Source organism: Cohnella phaseoli (assembly GCF_003386235.1).
Lineage (GTDB): Bacteria > Bacillota > Bacilli > Paenibacillales > Paenibacillaceae > Cohnella > Cohnella phaseoli.
Genome location: NZ_QRDZ01000014.1, coordinates 183,700 through 203,998 on the forward strand (window position 1 = coordinate 183,700; position 20,299 = coordinate 203,998).

At 52.9% G+C, this 20,299-nt stretch carries 14 protein-coding genes; 11 read left to right on the forward strand and 3 right to left on the reverse strand.

Annotation, left to right across the window (positions count from 1 at the left end; translation table 11 throughout):
• Positions 1-226: 226 nt before the first annotated feature.
• Positions 227-1,909 (reverse strand): extracellular solute-binding protein, encoded by a 1,683-nt coding sequence (locus DFP98_RS18545; protein WP_116062088.1) that lies wholly within the window; start codon positions 1,907-1,909, stop codon positions 227-229.
• A gap of 232 nt (positions 1,910-2,141) precedes the next feature.
• Between DFP98_RS18545 and DFP98_RS18550 the strand changes: the two genes are divergently transcribed.
• Entirely contained in the window at positions 2,142-2,609 is a 468-nt protein-coding gene (locus DFP98_RS18550) for a GNAT family N-acetyltransferase (RefSeq protein ID WP_116062090.1), read from the forward strand.
• 119 nt (positions 2,610-2,728) lie between these two features.
• Here DFP98_RS18550 and DFP98_RS18555 read toward each other — a convergent pair whose 3' ends face one another.
• Positions 2,729-3,133 carry a CBS domain-containing protein gene (locus tag DFP98_RS18555; protein WP_116062091.1) on the reverse strand — a complete coding sequence of 135 codons (405 nt, stop codon included), beginning with the start codon at positions 3,131-3,133 and terminating at the stop codon, positions 2,729-2,731.
• 347 nt (positions 3,134-3,480) lie between these two features.
• Between DFP98_RS18555 and DFP98_RS18560 the strand changes: the two genes are divergently transcribed.
• From DFP98_RS18560 to DFP98_RS18570, 3 genes are all read left to right on the forward strand, one after another.
• A complete protein-coding gene (locus DFP98_RS18560; protein ID WP_246016591.1) occupies positions 3,481-4,482 on the forward strand; it encodes a FecCD family ABC transporter permease in 1,002 nt (333 codons plus the stop codon).
• Between the two features lie 2 nt (positions 4,483-4,484).
• Positions 4,485-5,525, forward strand: coding sequence for a FecCD family ABC transporter permease (locus DFP98_RS18565; protein ID WP_116062093.1), 1,041 nt, complete (start codon positions 4,485-4,487; stop codon positions 5,523-5,525).
• A 161-nt stretch (positions 5,526-5,686) separates the two neighbouring features.
• On the forward strand, positions 5,687-6,667 hold the full coding sequence (locus DFP98_RS18570) for a cell wall hydrolase (protein WP_116062094.1): 981 nt from the start codon (positions 5,687-5,689) through the stop codon (positions 6,665-6,667).
• Positions 6,668-6,799: 132 nt separating this feature from the next.
• Here DFP98_RS18570 and DFP98_RS18575 read toward each other — a convergent pair whose 3' ends face one another.
• A complete protein-coding gene (locus DFP98_RS18575) occupies positions 6,800-7,852 on the reverse strand; it encodes a LacI family DNA-binding transcriptional regulator (RefSeq protein WP_181917777.1) in 1,053 nt (350 codons plus the stop codon).
• A 415-nt stretch (positions 7,853-8,267) separates the two neighbouring features.
• Between DFP98_RS18575 and DFP98_RS18580 the strand changes: the two genes are divergently transcribed.
• The 7 genes from DFP98_RS18580 to DFP98_RS18610 all read left to right on the forward strand — a co-directional run bounded on the left by DFP98_RS18580 (position 8,268) and on the right by DFP98_RS18610 (position 19,932).
• On the forward strand, positions 8,268-9,614 hold the full coding sequence (locus DFP98_RS18580; protein ID WP_181917778.1) for an ABC transporter substrate-binding protein: 1,347 nt from the start codon (positions 8,268-8,270) through the stop codon (positions 9,612-9,614).
• A gap of 75 nt (positions 9,615-9,689) precedes the next feature.
• Positions 9,690-10,619 carry a carbohydrate ABC transporter permease gene (locus DFP98_RS18585; protein WP_147310232.1) on the forward strand — a complete coding sequence of 310 codons (930 nt, stop codon included), beginning with the start codon at positions 9,690-9,692 and terminating at the stop codon, positions 10,617-10,619.
• Complete coding sequence (locus DFP98_RS18590; protein ID WP_116062098.1) at positions 10,616-11,449, forward strand: carbohydrate ABC transporter permease; 834 nt, start codon at positions 10,616-10,618, stop codon at positions 11,447-11,449. Before DFP98_RS18585 ends, DFP98_RS18590 begins: the two co-directional genes overlap by 4 nt.
• A 21-nt stretch (positions 11,450-11,470) precedes the next feature.
• Positions 11,471-14,128 (forward strand): carbohydrate binding domain-containing protein, encoded by a 2,658-nt coding sequence (locus tag DFP98_RS18595; protein WP_116062099.1) that lies wholly within the window; start codon positions 11,471-11,473, stop codon positions 14,126-14,128.
• A gap of 14 nt (positions 14,129-14,142) precedes the next feature.
• Positions 14,143-15,054, forward strand: coding sequence for a glycoside hydrolase family protein (locus tag DFP98_RS18600; RefSeq protein WP_116062100.1), 912 nt, complete (start codon positions 14,143-14,145; stop codon positions 15,052-15,054).
• 3 nt (positions 15,055-15,057) lie between these two features.
• Entirely contained in the window at positions 15,058-16,770 is a 1,713-nt protein-coding gene (locus tag DFP98_RS18605) for a hypothetical protein (protein WP_116062101.1), read from the forward strand.
• A 27-nt stretch (positions 16,771-16,797) separates the two neighbouring features.
• Complete coding sequence (locus DFP98_RS18610; protein WP_116062102.1) at positions 16,798-19,932, forward strand: beta-galactosidase; 3,135 nt, start codon at positions 16,798-16,800, stop codon at positions 19,930-19,932.
• The last annotated feature ends 367 nt before the right edge of the window (positions 19,933-20,299 follow it).

Genomic DNA, 20,299 nt, shown 5'->3' on the forward strand with positions numbered 1-20,299 from the left:
GGGAAGTTCTGTTCCGAAAGCGGTTGAAAGATCTCGATATCTGAATAGTAAACGCGCATGTATCTCCATCTGAGTCTATACGCTCCTGAAATCCGGAATGGTAAACCCGTTGCAAGGTTATTTCAGGACCGTATGAGGCCTTCTCCAGGAGACACATGCGCACTTTTTCCTAACGATAATCTAGATTGGCTTTACTTTCGGGACGCTCTTCCGCGCGCATCCGGGGTTATTTATTAGCGGCGTACCATTCATTAACTTCTTTCGTAATCTCGTCTCCGCCAAGCTTTTTCCACTCTTCCACGAACTTGTCGAATTCGTCGACGGACACTTGGTTCATCATAATCTTGAAGTACACTTCGTCGCGCTTCTTGGTCAGAATTTCCTGTCTGTCGACCATTGTAGGCGTCGGAGCGCCGTAGAATTTGTTCTGCATGTATTGCTTATTGTTCTGAATTTCCGGATTGAGGGACAGGGCGCCCTTCGGACCGGAAATCAAGTATTCCCACCACATGCTCGTATCGCCGTCGACAAATTTCATTGCGCGCTCGTAACGAGTTTTTTGGTCTTGCGTTTGCAGGATGCTCTCGTCCTTGGTTTCGATGGCTTTAGGCAGAATCTCTCCGTTGTTGTCGAGCTGCTTGCCGACGCGAAGCGGATTGAGCAGCCAGTAGTTGCTGCCTTTCTCGACCAAGTCCTTGCCTAACGTATACACTTTTTGCTCCGGAGTCGGATGGTTGTCGATAACGATCCATTGATTCATCAGCTTGATAACGCCTTCCGGATGCTTCGCTTTTTTGGAAATGACGAAGTATTCGTCTACGCCGATGCCGATTTGCGGACGAGCCGGGCTGCCATCCACCGACGGAATCGGGAAGACGCCCCACTCTTGCACGACTTTGTTGTCTTTGACCGCGCCCTTAACGAGCTGCGCAGGAGTCCAGGATGCGCCGAACACCATGCCGATGCCGTCGTCGTAGAGCAGCTCGGCTGCTTTCTCCGTGTCCTTGACGGCAAATTCCGGATCGATCAAGCCTTTCTTGAACATATCCTGAAGCCCCGCGAGCGCTTGCTTCACTTCCGGTTGAATATCGCTGTTGACCAATCCGCCGTTGCCGTCGTCGATCCAGATATTCTCATACGCATGATAGCCGTTGAGGAAGGCGCGCAATCCGGTTACGCCGGTTTCGATGTTGAACGGATTTTTGCTGACTGCAAGTCCGTAGGTCGTGCTTTTGCCGCCCGGGTTTTTCGCTTTGAACGCTTCGGAGATGGTCACCAAGTCGGCCATCGTTTTTGGCTCGGGAAGGTTTAGTTCCTTTAGCCAGTCCGTGCGGACGTAAAGGTATTGGTACTGGTACGGGTTATAAGAGCTTGGAATGCCCATCAGTTTGCCGTCGAACGTGGCCGTCTTCAGCTGCAGGCCGCCGTCCATCGTCAGAAACTTTTTCGTTTCTTCCGTCGCATATTGATCGTACACTTCCGTCAAATCCATAATCATGTCGGCTTCGGTCAGCTCTTTGAGCTGAGTCGCGTTCACCAGCAGGAAATCTGGCAGATCGTCGGAGGCAATCGTAATTTTTACTTTTTCTTTGAATTGGGTGATGTCGGCGATCCATTTGTTCGTGATTTTGACGCCGATGTCTTTCTCGTAAGCGTCGTACACGGAGTTCTTTTCCCAGCTCTCGCCTTCGTCGAACTTCAGGTAAGGATCGCTTTGGGCTACCGTCGATACTTCGATTACTTCGCCGCCTTCAACGCCGCTTGAGTTTGTCGCGCTCGCTGAAGCCGATGGAGATGCGCTTGGAGACGCCTTCTCGGATTCCTTCGCCGTGTTGCCGTTGCCGCACGCGGTCATCGCCACGCTGACAATCAAGGTTGTGATCAAGAGGAACTTTCTTCCCAGCTTCATACTACCCCTCCGCCATGTCTAGTTATGGTCAGCCCTGCTGCTCGGGGCAGCTTCGCTTCCTAAGTTCAAGTATAGGAGGGGGGAGAGGCTGATACCATATACTAGTCTTTACCTTTCGTATACACCTTTTGACCAGTCGGAAAGAGTTAGCTTCTCCAAACGATTGAAGAATAAAGCGAAAAATGATAAATAAATAGGTAGAGAAAAATCGAGAGGGACGGGAGCGGCGATCGTGGAAATCAAAGAGGACGATTTGTCTGGAGCGGAGGTTCGGGAGCTTATCCGGCAGCATCTATCGGCGATGGCCGAGGATTCTCCTCCGGAGAGCGTGCATGCTCTGGATATTAACGGGCTGAGAAGTCCGGACGTGACGTTCTGGAGCGTATGGGAACAGGGAGATCTGCTGGGCTGCGGCGCATTGAAAGAGCTGGACGAGCGGCACGGAGAGATCAAATCGATGCGTACGGCGACGAAGCATTTGAGGAAAGGAGTTGCCAGGCGGATGCTGCAGTGCATAGTAGACGAGGCTGTAAGTCGGGGCTATCGACGGCTAAGCTTGGAGACGGGATCGCCGGAGTCGTTCGCCCCGGCCAGAGCGCTGTACGAGAGCTTCGGCTTCCGCTACTGCGAGCCCTTCGCGGATTATTCGGAGGATCCGTACAGTGCTTATATGACCAAAGAGCTGGAAATAAAGAGATGAGGTCGCATGGCGTCTAAGGCCAGAACGAATGCGGATCGGAGCTGCTTGTCGGACTGCACCCCCGATGCCGGAACGACACTTGCGGCGGCGATTCTGAAGCATACTCGGCCTCCACGCCGTTAGTCCGTAATATTTCGCGTGTAGTATTCAATAATGTCCTTGCGCCTGACGATCCCCAGAAACACGCGATCGTCGTCGACGACCGGAACGAAGTTCTGATCGGCGGCCAGAGTCAGCATGTCTTCCATATGGGCGTTAATAGCGACGCATTCGTTGTAATTTCTTTTCTTGATACCGGAGACGGGGATTTCGCCCATATTGTCAAAATTCAAACCGGAAGTGCATTTCAGCTTCCAGAGCAGATCGCCTTCGGATAAAGTACCGATATATTTTCCATCCGTATCGATGACGGGCACGGCGGAATACTGAGAGGCCTCCAGCAGCTCCAGCGCCTCTGTCATGGATTGCGTGGTCGTCAAGTAAGCGACTTTGTCCTTTGGCAGCAAGAATGATCTGATTTCCATCTTGTTATTCCTCCTTGTCGGGTCGGTTGGATTTGCATTATTGAACTGCACACTTCTTAATTAAAACATATTTAGGCCCGCAGGTCTCCCCTGCGTGAAAATCTGGCAGCCTAATCGGCCCGATAAGGCGATACAAAGCATTGACAGTCACAAATGACAATGATAATCTTTATCAATAGAAGAACCAGGTTGTTACATAGGCTCGTGCAATCATGCAAATCTATTAGACTGGAGACCTCATCGTGGCACTTAGAAGGAAAGAATCCAATGAGTCTAGTTTGCCTTCCGGCGCTTCTACGGCACCGGAGGCTGTCGGCGAAGCCGGGGCGGCCGATGTATTCAAGCGAATTCATTCCCGTCCCCATGTAGCTCTGCTGATCATTCTAGGCGGAATTATAGCGTTGGTCTTGGGAATAGGCGTGTCGGTAACGTTCGGCGCGAGAGATATTCGTTTCGAGGATGTGTGGTTGGCGGTATTCCAGTACAATTCGAATTTGACCGATCATCAGGTCATTCAGGAGCTGCGCTTGCCGAGGGTGCTCGGATGCGTGCTCGTCGGAAGCAGCTTCGCGGTAGCGGGAGCGATCCTGCAAGGAATGATGCGCAACCCGTTGGCCGATTCGGGGCTGCTGGGACTGAACTCGGGAGCGGGCTTCGCTCTCGCGATTTGCTTTGCCTTTTTCCCGGGGATGTCTTATTCGTCCCTCGTTCTGGTCTGCTTTATCGGCGCGGCGCTAAGCGCCCTGTTCGTATTTGCGCTGGGCTCGATCGCGAAGGGCGGACTGACGCCGGTTCGTCTCGTGCTCGCGGGCGCGGCGTTATCCGCTTTGCTGACCGCGTTAAGCGAAGGCGTAGCTCTTTATTTCCGCATCGGTCAGGATTTGGCTTTCTGGTACGCCGGAGGCGTGGCCGGGACGAGATGGATTCACTTGAAGGTCATGTCGCCGTGGATTATTGTGGCGATCGCCGGCGCAATCGTCATCTCCAGATCGATTACGCTGCTTAGCCTCGGAGATGACGTGGCCAAGGGGCTGGGTCTTCGTTCGGGCTTCACCAAGTTTATGGGGACGGTAATCGTTATCGTACTTGCGGGTTCGGCCGTATCGGCCGTTGGAGCGGTCTCGTTCGTCGGTCTGCTCGTGCCTCACTTTGCGCGCAAACTGGTCGGCGTCGATTACCGTTGGATCATTCCGACATCCGCAGTGCTCGGCGCGGTGCTAGTCGTGCTTGCGGACTTGGCCGCGAGAACGGTTCGTCCGGGCTTCGAGACGCCGATCGGCGCGCTCATCGCGCTCATCGGGGTGCCCTTCTTCCTCTATCTGGCTAACAAGGAAAGGAGGGAGCTGTAGAGATGGGCGAATACGTCAGATTAAAATCTCCCGAAGAGCTTGCCAAGCGCAAGCGAAATATCATCGTACTTATCGTTCTGTTCGTGGCCATCATTCTAGCGTTTATGGCAAGCATGAATACTGGATTTATCCGCTTGTCGCCCTCCGATCTGGTGAATACGCTGTTCGGAAACGGGACGGCGCAGCAAAACTTGATTCTGTACGAGTTCCGGCTGCCTCGGATCGTGATCTCGGTTTTGATCGGGGCGGGGCTGGCGTTGTCCGGTTGCGTTCTGCAGTCGGTCTCGCGCAACGCTCTGGCGGATGCGGGCATTATCGGCATCAACTCCGGAGCCGGCTTCATGATTCTTATGTACGTCGCCTTTTTCCCGACGATTACCGCAGTTTCCGCCTTTGTGCTGCCATTGCTGGCGTGGGTCGGGGGCGGAATAGCGGCGCTGCTCGTCTTTGTCATGTCGTATCGCAAGCATAGAGGGCTGTCGTCGAATCGGCTTATCTTGAACGGGATCGCGCTCAATTCGGGCATTTCCGCCGCTACGATCGTAATCACGCTGAGAATCAGCCCGGAGCAGTATCAATTCGTGGCGACCTGGATGGCGGGAAGCATCTGGGGCAAGGACTGGAAGTTCGTTATGGCGCTGCTGCCTTTCATTTGCGTTCTGCTGCCCTATGTGTATTTCAAGTCCCAGACCGTGAACGTACTGGCTCTGGGTAATCAACTAGCGACCAATCTCGGCGCCGCGGTGAGCCGGGAGCAGCTTCTGCTGCTGGGCGCAGCCGTCGGCTTGGCCGGCTCGTGCGTGGCGGTCAGCGGAAGCATTGGCTTCGTCGGGCTAATCGCGCCTCATCTCGCGAAGCGGCTAGTCGGGCAGAGGTATCAGATTTTGCTGCCGACGACCGTGCTGGCCGGCTCGCTGCTCGTTCTTGTGGCGGATACGCTCGGCAGGTGGGTATTTCAGCCGTCGGAAATTCCGACCGGCATCGTCGTCGCCGTCATCGGCGCTCCGTATTTCCTTTACTTGCTCGTTCGTTCCAAAGGGTAAGAGAGCTTCAATCGTAGAAAAAAACGGCCTATTACGGCCGTTTTTTCGCGAAAAAGCCCTTTTGTGTGAAAAAGTTAATCTTTTAAGCTCCCGGTATTGTGATATATTTTTCAGTAGCAAGAAAACGCTATCGATACATTTTGTACCTTCGGGAGGTTCTCATGCTCCATAGAAGTAAGCAAATTCGCGCGATTTTGCTTCTGTCGCTCGCCGTCCTGCTCTTGCTCGGCGTCGGGCTGACTTCGGCTGCGGCCGAGAGCGAGGAAAACATTACGGTTAAAGTGAGCGGGAAAACAGTAAAGCTGGCAGAGCCGGCACAAATTCTCGGAGGCAGACTGTTCCTGCCGATCGCCAGCCTAACCGGCCATCTGAACGCTAAAGCCGATTGGGACTCCGAGAACGAAGCGGTAACGATCCATACTGCGCATAAAGATACAATCATCCTGACGAACGGAGTGCCCGTCGTCTACTTTAACGACTCGCGTTATGTGATGGAGAGCGCGCCCTTCTTCGCGGACGGCAGAATCTACATTCCGGTTCGCTACGTTGCCGAGCTGCTTCATGCGAAGATCAAGTGGAGCCCGGAGGAGCGGCTCGTCGAGATCGAGCCGGTCGCCCAGGCGGTCGTGGCGGAGGAGTACGGCTTGAAGGAGATCGCCGAGGAGAACGACGTCAGCAGAGCCGCGCTGTTGAAGCGCAACGGACTAAAGGCCGATGACGTTGGGATCGGTACTAAGCTGCGGGTTGTCATTCCCTCGGTTTTCGAGAACGAAGCTAAACCGTACTCCGAGGAGGACTATCGACTGTTGGCTAAGCTCGTGCAGGTCGAAGTCGGGTACGAGTCGTACGAGGCGCATCTCGCCGTGGCGAACGTCGTGCTCAATCGCGTGGCAGACTCGCGGTTTCCGGACACGATTCGCGACGTCATCTATTCGGGCAAGCAATTTCCGCCGGCTCATAATGGACTGCTCGACAAGAGCAAGCCGAACGCAACCGTCCTGCGCGCCACCAAGGACGCGCTGAACGGGAAGAACAACGTGAAGGACGCAGTTTACTTCTATGACCCGCGAGTAACCAAAGGCTCGTTCTGGTCCGATCTCTCCACGATCGCCACGATCGGCAGCCACCGGTACGCGAAATAACTTTGGGGTGTCGCGATGGCGTAATGCGCCACGCCAAAACCTCCGCAAGGCCAAGTCGGCCAAGCGGAGGTTTTTTTGGCGATAACAACTTCGAAACAGGCTGCCAACTGTTTGTAGCCTGTCTACTGTAATTCAGGTTGGAGGGACGCTTGTCGTTTTCTTAATGAGCATCCTGCCGGCGAACAGAATTTTCTCGTAGTCTTCATGGGGATGCGCAACGCGTCTCTGCAGCATTTCTACGGCTCTTCTGCCCAGCGCGTTCTTGGCGCTGTGAACCGTCGTAATCCCGAGAGCGTTGACATCCAAGTCATCGAACCCGGTCACGGAACAATCCCGAGGGACTTGAACTCCCAATCTCTGTAGCGAATGAATAACGATGTCGGCCATGTAATCGTTAATGCATACGAAAGCCGTCGGGAGCTCATTGTTGGAATGAAGCTCCTTTAATTGATTCAAAGTCTCTTCATGGATTTCTTCCGGGCGCAGCACGAAAAGATTCAACAATTGAGGATGCTGGCGAGAAGGTATGCCGTGATCCTCCAAAGCGGCGGAGTAACCTTTCCATCTGTCGTAATAGCTACGGATCAACGACGTTTCGCCCACGAATTGCAAAGAGCGATGACCGAGCCCGATCAAATGAGAAGTCAGTTGCCTCGAGCAATCGAAGTTGTTCATGAAGATCGAATCCGATGGAATTAACGGATCTTCATGATCGACTAACACGATAGGGAGGCCAAGATTGCTAATCTCCAGCACGATCTGCGTGGGAATGAACCCGACGCAAATATAGCCTAGCAGACCTTGCTGATTGATCGCGGAAAATAAATGATCGGAAAGCTGCTCCGTCATAATAATCATGTTTAATCCCGCTTTTTCGACGCTTTCGGTTATTCCGTCGAGAATTTTTCCCCAATAAGGATTGTCCTTGGTTTGATCTCTTAAATTCGGAATGACTACGGCGATTACTTTCTTCGCGGGAGAAACGTTACGGTCCGATCTATCGTAGGGCTTCGGCTTTTGATCTTTGGAGCGTTGCGAAAAATACCCCAGCTTCGTTGCGGCCTCGATGATTTTATCCCGGGTATCGGGGGTTACTCCCGATTTGCCGGCAAGCGCCCTTGAAACGGCAAACTTCGAGAAGCCGACGGTATCGGCGATTTGTTGCAGAGTAACTTTGCGAGACATCCTTCTTTCTCTCCCTTGGCAATCGACGAACGATTCGAAATATCTACCTCTAATCATATCCAATACCTAACAAAATAACAATGAGACAAACGTTATTTCTATATATTTTATGATTTGTTAGATAACAAAATGAGCATTGTAATTTGAAATTAACGGTGGTTTCTTGAAAAACTTTTGATTGTGGGTTTTAAGATGAAGCACGATCAATTGAAATAACGTATTGACATTTGTTTTGCATATGTTATTCTTATTATCAAAATGTTAGATAACATTATGTAGTATTTTATTTTTAGTCTAGCATTTTGTTTTTTTGCAAGGAGTTGGGATGCGAGGCGGATAAGCGGTGACGAAAGGAAGCCAAGCGTCGGTTTCAGGGCAAGGAACGGCCATTCATACTTAAATGGGGGTAAGGGAAATGAAAGCTTTGAAAGCGTTTTTATCGACAAGTTTGGTTATCGCGATTCTTCTGGTTACGGCGGCCTGTTCTTCCGGAAATTCCTCTTCGGAATCCAGCGCGGGAAGCGGCGTCGAAAGCGGGGCGCAGCAAAGCAAAGAGAATGGCGAGGAGAAGGAAGTTACGCTCAGATACTTGAGGTGGGCTTCCGGGGAAGAAGAAGTCAACTTCCGGAACTGGTTGGACGAGTTCGAGAACGCCTACCCGAATATTAAGGTAGAGTCTGAATTTTTGCCTTACGAAACCTATAGCTCCAAAGTGAAAACGGACTTGATTTCGGGTAACGCGCCGGACGTTATCGCCTTCACTTCAAGCGAATGGGTTGCTTACATTTATTCGAACGTTTTCCTGGACTTGAATACGATGCCGGGAGCAAAGGAAGCTTTCGGACAATTGACCGAGGATTCGGTGTCGGCGTTTAACGTGGATGGCGCGCAATTGGGAGCCCCGATCGGGGTGGGCCGAAGAGTTCCGTTCATTAATAAGGATCTGTTCGTCAAGGCTAACGTACCGCTTCCATCCCAGACCGAGCCGATGACCGCGACCCAGTGGGTAGAGATGATGAAGAAGGTTCAAGCGGGTCTTGAAGGGGATATGATGGCCGCTAATCTGTTCCCTGAAGAACTGTTGTACTCCCTGGCGCTAAGCGCCGGATCGCCGATTCTGTCGCAAGACGGCAAGAAGGTGAGGGCCAATTCGCCGGAAGGTGTAAAGGCTATTCAGGCGTTCAAGGACATCATGGCGAGCGGGGCGCAAGTGCCGATTCTCGACGTATGGAAAGGCGCTTACGGCAATCCGGACAGCGCGCTAACGACCGGGAAAGTGGCGATCGGCTGGACGGGAACCTGGAGCGTGAAGGCGATGAAAGAAGCCAACATCGACTATATGTCCATCCCGGCGCCGATCATAGAAGGCGGAAAAACGACGCAGGTCGGTTATTTGAACTCGCACGCCATCCCTACCTCCTCCTCGAATCGGGAAGCCGCGTGGGAACTGGTTAAGTGGATGATCTCCAAGGAAGGGCAGCTTTCGTTCGGCAAGTTCTCCGATCTTCCCGTTCACAAAGAAGCTCTGGACGAAACGCAGAAGGCGCTGGAGGCGGAAGATCCCAATGCCTATACCGGATTCTCCGCGGCCAAGGCGAGCGTCGTTCCGACTCCTCCGTTCCCTTCGGACTTCGATACGTTGCGGACGGGGTTGCAAAGCAAGCTCGTATCGGACAAAGTGACGGCGCAACAATTCGCCGAACAATTGGAGAAAGAGGGCCAGCCTATGCTGGACAAGTATCAAGCGAATATCGGCAAATAAGCGGTATAAGGAGAGGGATGCTCTTCCATCCGGAGAGCATCCCGATTTTCGGCACGAAGTTAGGAGGGAAACAACTTGGGATCAGGCACAAGAAAAATGGGGATTGAAAAAAGGGAAAAGATTGCGGGTTTGCTTCTGGTCTCCCCATGGATCGTGGGGTTCCTATTGTTCGGACTTTTTCCGATGGGAGTCTCCGGCTATCTGACGTTCGTCAAATGGGATTTCTTGAGGGACCCGCAATGGGTAGGGCTGTCTAACTTCCAAGAAGTGTTTAGGAATCCGATTTTTTATACGGCGCTAAAGAACACGTTGATCATTACGTTCGGAAGCAGCCTGATCTACCTCGTGTTCGGCGTTATTATCGCCGCGATGTTGGCCAAAGACTACCTTGGGTCCAATGTTTTCCGCGCGATCATCTTTCTTCCTTCCCTTGTGATCGGGACGGCATTAGCCATGATGATGCAACCGGTATTCGGCAACGGGAAATACGGCCTTTTGAATCAAGTTCTGAATTTACTCGGTTTGCCTTATCAATCCTGGTTGACCGAGCCAGGTCAAGCCGTATGGGTAATCGTCGCCATGAGCTTCTGGTTTTTGGGCAGCGGCGTCATTATTTATTTGGCGGGGATTAAAGGGATCGATCCATCGTATTTCGAAGCGGCCATGATCGACGGAGCGAATGGCTTGCAACAGTTCTACAAGGTCACGATACCGCTCCTTACGCCGGTTTTGCTGTTCCAATCGATCATGGGAATTATCGGCGGCTTGCAAGTGTTCGATTTGGCGTTAACGCTGGCTTCCGAATTCAAGACGGGCGGAATGGGCAATGAAAACTCGTTAGCCACGCTTGTTTTCTACTTATACACTCTTGCTTTCCGCGACTATAACATGGGTTCGGCAGCCGTTGTCGGGTGGGTCATCTTTATCGTCAGCCTTCTGCTCAGTTTGGTCATCTTCAGACTATCCAAAAAGTTTCAGCTGTTCGGCGAGGAGGAGAGCAAATGAAATATAAATCGGGTCTTCTCGCGAGCAAAATATTCATTTTTTCATTCCTGGCTTTATTGTCGTTCATTATTCTCGTCCCGTTCGTTTACCTGTTTACTTCGTCTTTGAAGACCAGCGCGCAATACTTCAAGATTCCAATCGAGTGGATACCGTCTCCCGCCTTGTGGAGCAACTATTCCTATGTGTTCGTAGAATTGAAATTCTACATCTACATGTGGAACAGCACGTTCCTTGCGGTTAGCTCGGTCGTGTTATCCGTGCTCAGCTCGTCGTTGATCGCATACGGTTTCGCGAGATTCAAGTTTCCTCTCCGCAACGGTATGTTCATTCTTGTTATCGCGACAATGATGCTACCAGGTCAAGTTACCATGCTTCCGCTGTTCATTTACTTCAAGTCGATCGGCTGGCTCGGCAGCTACAAACCGCTACTCGTGCCGCAACTGTTCGGCTCCGCGTATTTAATCTTCCTGATCCGGCAGTTCTATATCACGCTGCCGCGGGAGATCGACGAGGCGGCCAAGATCGACGGATGCGGCTATTTGCGGATATGGTGGAACGTGATCATGCCGCAGGCGAAACCGGTTCTCATCGTCTCTGCGTTGTTCGTCTTTCTCGGTTCATGGAAGGACGTCTTCGGGCCGCTTATTTACTTGAGCGATAGAAGCTCTTATCCGCTTGCGGTAGGGCTGCTCTACTTTACTTCGCCGACCAGCAATGCTTACACATTGATTCTGGTCGCGATCGTCATCGCCTTGGTCCCGACGCTGCTGTTCTTTATTTTCTCTCAGAAGTATTTGAACAAGGGTGTCAACATCGCCAACTTAAAATAATAATCGGAGGATGATGATCGCATGCGCAAAAAGTCGATTGGCTTAGTTGTCAGTTTGAGTCTTCTGGCGGGGGGATGGCAGACCGGAGGAGAGGCGTCGGCAACCGCCCCGTCGCCTTACGCTTTCGACGGGAAAATGTCGCAGGACACGTTGAATCGTTATTTGTCCCGATCCGCGCAGATCATGGATATGTTCTGGTTCGATACGGACGCCAGCAAGAAGCAGGAATGGCTGCGTTTCGTTGAGAATACCGGCACCAAGCTGATCGGGCGGGCGGCGATGATCTGGACGAATTTCCAAGACGACGAGACGATGTTCTATCACTCGGGCCGGATGGCCGATGCCGTTCATGCTCAGGATCCTGAAGTCATCCTGCAGGCGGCCATCTTTGAGACGACGGCGCAATCGGTGAATCAAATACCGGTACCGGCTTGGGTGTTCGAAGAGTTCGGGCTGCAGCCGGAAACCCGCAATTTCAGTTACGAGGCGATGCTTTACCAGGACGGGAGGTATTCGAATTACTGGGGAACGGGACAGTCCGTTCCCGATATTACGAGCCTCGAAACGCAGATGTTCTTCTTCTACCGGGCGAAGAGATTCATCGATCTCGGTTACGAGTCGATCCATTATGGGCAGGTCAGGCTGATGGGCGAAGCGGATCCGTTTTATTTGAACTGGAACCGCCTGCTGAATCGCGTTCGCGCATATGGGGAAGTTCATGCCAGGAGGCACAACGTTTTATTGGACGCCCACGTGAACGAAGTGTACGACAACGCCAATCCGTTATGGTATACGGCCAAGGGGCAGTTCAGATATGAAGCGCCGGGCAATACGGGCAATTATTATAATGGCGACGCATCGAGATTGAACCGCGCCGACGGCGCCCAATCGGCCGACGGGCACTATATCGTGTACAAGCTGGCGAACGCGACCGGCTTTGAGGTCGTCTCTGCGAATTGGGCGGGAGCCGGCGATCAGCCCGACGGTTTCGATCTGTACGCGTCCCCGGACGGCCGGAGCTGGACGTCGGTCGGCAAGACGATTCAAGAAATCCAGCGTACGGAATATACGTGGCCGAATTACAAGACGACGAACGCGAGTCCACTCCCGGCCGGCACGAACTATGTGAAAGTTAGTTGGAAGACGATGCCGAACATCTGGACGGTGCAATTGTTGGACGTGAAGATCAATGCCACCGGGGCAGCTCTTCACGATACTTTGGAGCAGCCCAATCCCGCCGTGAAGAAACTCGCCTTCGACTTCGTGGGTTATCCCGCCAGGATGAAAGGAGTTCCGAATTTCCCTCAGGAAACGAAGCTCGAAGTGAATTACATGGACAGCCTTTACCAAAAAACGATCGGAGGATTAAACCCGCAAGGTTGGGTTACTCCTCATTCCCCTTATTTGATCGAGTTGGACAATTACGGAGGAAGTAACGGTTCCCCGGGAATCGATTCGCCGTATTGGCCTTGGGGATACGATGAAATCGCCTGGTTCGCGCATCAGAACGACGACTATCGTCGCTCTTGGTTGAAATATGCCTACGATTGGTTTAGAACGAACGATTCATACGGTCACTTGCAAATGCCTGCCTACCGAACGTTGGGCAATGCGCCGGTTAACGGAAGCAATGTTTATAACGCGATAACGGCGAGTCTTATTTATCCGAATACGCTCGGAGACGAAGAAGCGATCAAAGCGATATGGAGCTCCGCGGCTCAGAGCGGAGCGGTCGAAGACGATTTGCGCGACTTGACGAAAATCTATAGGCTCAGCACGAATTTGGCCAAGGACGGCAGCAATCCCGGTTCCTACGGAGGAGACGGCTCGCGGCTGACGAGAACGTCGAATACGAGCGAATATGTCGTTTACAAAGCTCCATACGTAACCGATCGTACGAGACTGACCGGATTCGCGGTCGATACTTGGTTTTCGTCCGCTTCGCCCGTCGCCGACTTTAAGTTTTACGTCTCTTCGGACGACGTCAACTATACGCACTATACGCCTAAAAAGGTTACGGTCAACGGGAGCATGACAAAGATCGCCTACATCGGCAGCAGGCTGCCGGTCGGAACCCGATACGTGAAAGTCGAGTTCGACAGCGCCTCTTCTTCCGCGGCGAGTCCGCAGATCGGGAAGGTTACGACGTTTTATGCGGACTCCGGTTCCTATAGCGATGGCAGGATCGACGATTTCGAAAGCTACGGGGGATCGGACCTGGCTCTTAACGCGGCCTACGAGGTCAATCCCAATGCGGATCCGGTAACGGTTTCGTTGGATGCGGCCAACAAAAATGACGGCGATTACGGAATGAAATACGAGTATAACGTCGGGGTCTTAACCTATGGAGGGGTAGCGTTGAATCTCGGCGGCGCCGATTGGTCCGGGTACGACGCGCTTCGCTTCTGGCTCAAGCCGGACGGCTCCAATCGCAATTTAACGATTCAAATGATAACGGCCGGCGGAGATTATTGGGATAAAGTTCTGGATTTATCGGATCCGACGGCCAGGATGATCGAGATTCCTTTCAGCGCTTTCGCGAGGCCGTCCTGGCATAGCGGTACCGGACCGATGAACTTGTCGGCGGTCGCGAATCTCACGCTCTACGCGGGCGTCGGCACCGGGAGCCCGGGAGCGGGCACGTTGTATTTCGATTCTATCGAAGCGATCAGTTATTAAAGGAGGTGTTCCGTATGGGCATCGATTGTTACAAGCTGGAGGATAAGTTCGTATGGGATTTTTGGTATGCCAGACAAGGGGACGAACATCATGCCTTTTATTTGCAGTATCCAAGAGAGGGCGACCCGGAATATATCCATTCCCGCCAGAGCGTAGGGCATGCGGTCTCGAAGGATTTGCTGCATTGGGAAGAAAAGCCGACTGCGCTCCAACCGATTCCAGGGACGTGGAACGACCAGGGAATCGCCACGGGCAGCGTCGTGTTCAAGGATGGTGTTTGGAATATGCTGTACACCGGAAATTCGAGTCGGGACGGAGGAGGGATCGGCCTAGCCCGAAGCGACGATCTGACGAATTGGACCAAAGTCGGTGAAGCTCCGGTATTTTCGAAACCCGACCCCTTCATCGCGAATTGGGACGGAGAAGAGATTCAGGCGTCCCCCCTTGCCGATCCTTACGTTTATCCCGAGGCGATGGATGGCTTTTACTATATGGTCATTAACGCGCAAGAGGTCAATGCGCCTCAAGGCAGTCGCGGGTGTCAGCTCATGCTGAGGTCCCGGAATCTGACGGATTGGGAGGCGCATAAGATAGCCGCTTATCCACGGAAATTCGAGAGGATGGAAACGTCCCAAATCTGGAGCCGCAACGGATTATGGTATATGTACTTCGGGGGCGTTACCGGGGACGAGAAATTCGAGAATTGGATTTACGTTTCAGAGAGCTTCGACGGGCCGTACGAGGCTCGTCCGTGGTCGCGAATCTCGCTGCCGGGAGATTGCTATTTCTATATCGCGAAGGTGGTGGAGGATACGAACGGACAAGACGTTTTTCTTGCCAATAAAGCGATCGAATCGCTTCTTGGCGGATACAGAATGGTTTACGGAGAAGACGGCTCCGTCATCTTGGCGGAACGGGGGCGGTAATCCGTGCGGAAATGGATCATCGTCGTCGCGGCGGCCTTCCTGTTAGCCGGGATTTGGGCGATGACTGCGGATAAGTTCAGAGGCGGAGGGAAACAGGCGGTTTCCGGTTACGCGTTCGACGGTCGCATGTCGCAAGATACGCTGAATCGTTACTTGTCTCGTTCCGTGCAGACCACGTATTTATTTTGGGAGAATTCAGATCCGGAGAAGATGCGGGAATGGCTGAGATTTATCAAGAATACCGGCGCGAAGCATATCGGAAGGGCCGCGATGATCTGGACCGAATTCGAATACGACGAGACCATGTTCGCCAACGCCGGGCAAATGGCCGAAGCCGTTCATGCCCAGGATCCGGAGGTTATTCTGCAGGCCGGCATCTTCGAGACGACGGCGAAATCGGTGAACGATATCCCGATACCGGCTTGGGTATTCGAGGAATTCGGACTACCTCGGGAAAACCGGAATTTCAAATATGAAGCTATGCTGTATCCCGACGGAAGATATTTGGATAACTGGGGACCGGGACAATCGGTGCCGGACATTACGCAGACGGAGACGCAACTTTTTTTCTTCTATCGGGCCAAAAGATTCATCGATCTCGGCTACGAATCGATCCATTTCGGACAAGTGAGGCTGGTAGGAGAAGAAGATACCTCCTATGCGGAATGGAACCGATTGTTGAAACGGATTCGGGCATACGCAGAGGAGCGCGGCCGGCGGCATAACGTTCTGTTGGACGCGCACACGAACGAAGTGTATGACGACGAGGATTCCTCTTCTTCGAATGCATCCGATCGGAAGCTGGCGTTCGATTTCGTGGGGTATCCCGCGCGTGTCAAACCGCTGCTTCATTTTCCCCAGGAAACGAAACTGGAAATCGACTACATGGATTCCATCTATCGGAACACGATCGGAGGATTGCATCCTCAAGGATGGGTCGCGTCCAACTCGCCGTATTTGATCGAATTGGATAATTATGGAGGCACGAACGGTACGCCAGGCAAGAGCGAGCCTTTCTGGCCTTGGGGGTATGACGAGATTGCCTGGTTCGCTCATCAGAGCGACGATTACCGCCGTTCCTGGCTGGCTTATGCTTACGATTGGATGGAGACGAACGATCCGAACGGACATATCCAGATGCCCGCATACCGAACGCTCGGTTACGCCCCCGTTGGCTCTAACAAAGAGTACAACGCGCTCATGTCTAGTAAGTCGTACCCTTCATCGTTTGGTGACGAGGAAACGATCAAGGCGATATGGGAAGACGCCCCAAAATCAGGCATGATCGTGGATGAGCATAAGGATTTGACCCGCACGTACAAGCTGAGCAGACGCGTGATCTACGATCAACGTCCGTCTTCTTCGTTCGGAGGGGACGAGAAGAGGCTCACGAACGAATCCGGCAACAACGAGTACGTTATCTACAAAGCGCCATTTGCGTCGGGAAAGGGCGTATTGTCAAGCTTTACAGTCGAGGCTTGGCTTGCGGAAAGCGATCCGTCCGCGGATCTGCGGTTTTACGTCTCGTCGGACGACGACGGGTATGAGCCGTACACTCCGGGTAAAAAGACCGCCGAGAGCGCGGCAAACAAAACGATCTATACCGGCGATCATTTTCCGAAAGGGACAAAGTATTTAAAAATCCGGTTTTCGGACAATCCCGGGGCCGCACAAATCGGCAAAGTTACGCTGAACTATGAAAGTATCGATGAATAGCCAATATGAAAAGGATGAATCCCTTCAATGATAAACACCATTGTATTTTATGATCCCGCTTTTCCCTACGACGGCCAGCGTCCGAGTAACGAGACTATAAACGAGCTTCAGAGCAAATTCAAGGTAGTCGACGCCGAAGGCTTGGCCGATGCTCTTCTCGCCGCGGATGTATTGATTCAACTTCACGGGCCTTATTTTCCTAAACTGGCATGGGACTCCCTCGTTCGATTTCTTAAGCAGGGCAAAGGCCTCATCCATATTGGGGGAGCACCGTTTCGAATCCCCGTCAACCGCAATCAGGAAGAATGGGTGGCGGAGGGGGTACAAACGGCCTATCATCGGCAGCTTCGCATTCACGAGGTCCTGAATACGGACGCGAATCGGATCACTGCGCTGGAGGCCAATCCGGACGTTCCGTTGGCGGCGGGCTGCGAGCAATTGCTAACGATCGAGCCGACCTGTTCGTTCACGCTCCACATGACCCGGACGGACGATCGCCCCGGCGAGCTAGGGTCGAGCGGTCCGATGGACGGTCATATTTATCCTTTGTTGTACGGAGTGTCGGACGAAGGTAGGAAGCTGTCCGCTCCGATAACGATGATAGAGAATACGAAGGGGGAATACGCGGGCGGACGGTGGTTGTTCGTTAATCAGCGAATTGGACCCGCTTTCTGGGAAGGCGGCGGCTTGTCCGCGCTTCAGGTTTGGGGGGCGTACTGCGCGGAAGGCGTCACCGAATTGTGGCTTAAGCCGAATTACGCCTGTTACGAGCCCGGGGAGCAGCCTGTCTTAAGTCTGCATATGCAGACGTTGGGAGCTGCGAACCCTGACGCTGTCGCCAAAGAATGGCGAGTTTCTCTTTCCCTGTACGAAGAGGGAAGCGACGAGCCCATTTGGACGACCCAGTATAGCTTGCAGTCTTCCCGGGAGCTTAAGATCGAAAGGATGTCCGTTCCCGTTTCGGTCGCTCCGGGTTTCTACCGCGTCGTGTGCGAAGCGGTATCCGAGTGTGGCGAGCGGCGCGTGCTGAGACAAGGTTTCTGGGGCCGCGACAATCAGCTGCTGAGCGAAGGGGAAAGACTGACGGTGGGACGCGATTACTTCGTGAAGGCGGGCAAGCCTATGCCGATCGTCGGAATGACGTACATGACTTCCGACGTTTCCCGAAAGTTCCTGTTCATGCCGAATGCCGGGCTCTGGGATGCGGACATGGCGCATATGAGACGGGCCGGCATCAACCTTATCCGCACCGGAATATGGACGGCTTGGCGCCAGGTGATGTTCGTGGACGGCCATCCTTACGAGGAAGTGCTCCGATCGATCGACGCTTTTATATTGACGGCTAAGAAACACGGTTTGGAAGTCGTCTTCACGTTCTTCTCGTTCACTCCGGAGTTGTGGGAGGGAGTCAACCCTTATCTGGATCCACGAAGCGTGGCGGCACAGAAGCGGTTGATCTCCGCGATCGTATCGCGTCATTCCGGTTCGACTAACGTTCACTGGGATTTGATCAACGAACCGACGATGTTCGATCCCAAGCGCTTGTTCTCAGGCCCTCGCACAGTGGGAGACACATACGAGCAGGCGGCTTTCGCGGAATGGTTGCAAAGCCGCCACCGCGACGTTCGCGTACTGCAAGAGCGCTGGGATATGACCCCCGACGAACTTCCCGGTTTCTCTTCGGTAGTCTTGCCGCAACCTGAAGAGATCAGCTTCAGTATTATAGATAACGCGATCCCGAAGAGGAACGGGATTTGGTTGGATTACACCTTGTTCACGATGGAGATGCACAATAGATGGGCTAAGGACTTGATCTCTACGATTCGTTCGCACAACGGTTCGCAGATGGTGACGGTCGGCCAGGACGAGGGGCTCGGCTCCCAGAGACCGTCGCCGTTCTTCTATGCGGAAGCGGTCGACTATACGACGGTGCATTCGTGGTGGCTGATGGATCATCTGTTGTGGGATAGCTTGTTCTCCAAAACTGCGAACAAGCCGAATCTAATTCAAGAGACGGGCATCATGTACGTCGAAACGCCGAACGGGCGGGCGAAGCGGACGGAAACGGAAATTCGCAACATTCTGGAGAGAAAATACGCTTACGCTTTCGCGGCGGGCGGAGCCGGAGCGGTTCAGTGGATATGGAATACGAATTATTACATGAACAACGTCAATGAATCCAATATCGGAGCGCTGCGAGCGGACGGCACGGAGAAACCCGAAGCGGACGTAAGTTATCGTTACGGCCGTTTTATGGGGGAGATCGGACATTTGTTCAAGGACAGGGAGCTCGAAGACGTCGTCGTCGTATTCCCGTATTCGAACGATTTCTCGAACCGGAAGCTGGCCTTTGACGCGACGACGAAGTTGACGAGGGTTCTCGCTTACGAGATGAAGGTTCCGTTTCGCGCGGTCGGGGAATATCATCTGGATTCGCTGGAGCAAGCTCCGCCTAAGCTGATTATCGTTCCTAGTCCGCATAATTTCAGTAGACAAGCGCTCGACACAATCGTTAATCATGCCAAGGAAAGAGGAGGCGTCGTCTTGTTTACCGGACCGCTAGGATTGGACGAGTATTGGCGGCCGGAGTCCCGCTATGCGGATGAGCTTGGGGAATACGAGTTAAGCAACGTCATGAGAGAAGAGGCGATTGAGGTTGACGGCCGCGTGCTGCCGGTCTCTTACGGAGCGAACCGCATTTCCGAAGTGAATAAGGAATTGCCAAGCGGGAGAGACGGCTCGAATGCGTCCGGGCGTACAACGGAGCCAGCTTCGCTGTACCGGACCAAGCTTGGCAAAGGGACATTCATCCGTTGTCCGCTGCCGATCGAATTAAACGAGAGATCGGAGGTTATCGCCGAGGTGTACCGGCATGCCTTGTCTGTCGCGGGGTATCTAACGCCAATGGAATGGATTCAAGGCGGGGAGCTTCACGGAGTGTTCGGATCCAAAGTCGCTTTCGGCGATGGCGCGCTGTACCTGTTCGTATCCGAGTATGGCCGCGATGCCGAGATCGAGATCAGGGATGCCAAAACCGGCCAAGGGTATGCGTTCCTGTTAGAAAGCGAGCGAACGGTGTTGTTTGCCGCCGACGCAGAAGGGCGACTTGTCTCGGTGTTAGGAGGAGACGAGCTTCTAATCAGGGAGACGGAGCAAAGATAGTAAGTGCAAGAAAGGGACTGTCCTATAAGTAGGGTGTCGATTTATACGATTTTCCCTACAAACGTTCGTCGTTTGAGCCTGGAGCGAGTTGTTTTGTACGGTTTTTCCCACAAACGTCCGCCGTTTAAGCCCGGTTCGAGCTGTGTTGTACGAAATTTCGACTAACTTCCCTGCGTAAGCTCATGTGTGCAAATAGATCCGTCATAAAAGTTTAATATCCAATAAATTGGAAACGTTGTGATTCATGATTAGTATGGAGACTGCCTCATACGGTCCTGAAACCTGAAATCACCTTATTACGGGTTAACCGTTCCATTTCAGGATCGTATAGCATCGTAGGGAGATACATGTACGACAACATTCTCTA

Excerpts from the sequence above, each read along its gene's own strand:
- DFP98_RS18545 (WP_116062088.1), bottom strand. The coding sequence starts at position 1,909 with ATGAAGCTGGGAAGAAAGTTCCTCTTGATCACAACCTTGATTGTCAGC.
- DFP98_RS18555 (WP_116062091.1), bottom strand. The coding sequence starts at position 3,133 with ATGGAAATCAGATCATTCTTGCTGCCAAAGGACAAAGTCGCTTACTTG.
- DFP98_RS18565 (WP_116062093.1), top strand. The coding sequence starts at position 4,485 with ATGGGCGAATACGTCAGATTAAAATCTCCCGAAGAGCTTGCCAAGCGC.
- DFP98_RS18570 (WP_116062094.1), top strand. The coding sequence starts at position 5,687 with ATGCTCCATAGAAGTAAGCAAATTCGCGCGATTTTGCTTCTGTCGCTC.
- DFP98_RS18575 (WP_181917777.1), bottom strand. The coding sequence starts at position 7,852 with ATGTCTCGCAAAGTTACTCTGCAACAAATCGCCGATACCGTCGGCTTC.
- DFP98_RS18580 (WP_181917778.1), top strand. The coding sequence starts at position 8,268 with ATGAAAGCTTTGAAAGCGTTTTTATCGACAAGTTTGGTTATCGCGATT.
- DFP98_RS18590 (WP_116062098.1), top strand. The coding sequence starts at position 10,616 with ATGAAATATAAATCGGGTCTTCTCGCGAGCAAAATATTCATTTTTTCA.
- DFP98_RS18595 (WP_116062099.1), top strand. The coding sequence starts at position 11,471 with ATGCGCAAAAAGTCGATTGGCTTAGTTGTCAGTTTGAGTCTTCTGGCG.
- DFP98_RS18600 (WP_116062100.1), top strand. The coding sequence starts at position 14,143 with ATGGGCATCGATTGTTACAAGCTGGAGGATAAGTTCGTATGGGATTTT.
- DFP98_RS18610 (WP_116062102.1), top strand. The coding sequence starts at position 16,798 with ATGATAAACACCATTGTATTTTATGATCCCGCTTTTCCCTACGACGGC.